1 protein-coding gene is annotated in these 1,285 nt (G+C 57.7%); it reads left to right on the forward strand.

The window, feature by feature from the left end:
• A partial coding sequence (locus ACRESJ_RS00745; RefSeq protein WP_431756166.1) for an EF-Tu/IF-2/RF-3 family GTPase occupies positions 1 to 1,285 on the forward strand: 1,285 nt, incomplete at both ends.

Genomic DNA, 1,285 nt, shown 5'->3' on the forward strand with positions numbered 1-1,285 from the left:
ACAAGGTTGACCGTCCAGGCGCGCGTCCGGACTGGGTTCTGGACCAGATCTTCGACCTGTTCGACAACCTGGGTGCCACCGAAGAACAGCTGGACTTCAAAGTCGTCTACGCCTCGGCCCTGAACGGTATTGCCGGTCTGGACCACACCGAAATGGCTGAAGACATGACCCCGCTGTACCAGTCGATCGTCGACAACGTACCGGCGCCGGCTGTTGACCGTGAAGGTCCGTTCCAGATGCAGATCTCCGCACTGGACTACAACAGCTTCCTGGGTGTTATCGGCGTTGGCCGTATCGCTCGTGGTCGCGTCAAGCCGAACACCCCGGTTGTGGCTATCGGCGCCGACGGCAAGAAGCGTAACGGTCGTATCCTGAAGCTGATGGGTCACCACGGTCTGCACCGTGTAGACGTTGAAGAAGCTGCAGCAGGCGACATCGTGTGCATCAGCGGTATGGACTCGCTGTTCATCTCCGACACCCTGTGCCACCCGGACACCGTCGAAGCGATGAAGCCGCTGACCGTCGACGAGCCAACCGTTTCCATGACCTTCCAGGTAAACGACTCGCCATTCTGCGGTAAAGAAGGCAAGTTCGTGACTTCCCGTAACATCAAGGAACGTCTGGACAAAGAGCTGCTGTACAACGTTGCACTGCGCGTTGAAGAAGGCGACTCGGCTGACAAGTTCAAGGTTTCCGGCCGTGGCGAACTGCACCTCTCGGTACTGATCGAAACCATGCGTCGCGAAGGCTTCGAAATGGCTGTAGGCCGTCCGGAAGTGATCATCCGTCTGGTTGACGGCGTGAAGCACGAACCGTTCGAAAACGTCACCATCGACCTGCCGGAAGAATCCCAGGGCAAGGTGATGGAAGAGATGGGCCTGCGTAAGGGCGACCTGACCAACATGGTGCCGGATGGCAAGGGCCGTGTACGTCTGGAATACAACATCCCTGCTCGTGGTCTGATCGGTTTCCGTAACCAGTTCCTGACACTGACCAACGGTGCTGGCATCCTGACCTCGATCTTCGACCGTTACGACGTGATGAAGTCCGGCGACATGTCCGGCCGTCAGAACGGCGTTCTGGTTTCGGTTGAAACCGGCAAGGCTCTGACCTACTCCCTGGAAACCCTGCAGGCACGTGGCAAGCTGTTCGTTGAACACGGTCAGGAAATCTACAACGGTCAGATCGTTGGTCTGAACAGCCGTGACAACGACCTGGGCGTCAACCCTACCAAGGGCAAGAAGCTCGACAACATGCGTGCTTCGGGTAAAGACGAAACCATCGC

The sequence above is a fragment of the Pseudomonas sp. genome (genome assembly GCF_050739655.1).
Lineage (GTDB): Bacteria > Pseudomonadota > Gammaproteobacteria > Pseudomonadales > Pseudomonadaceae > Aquipseudomonas.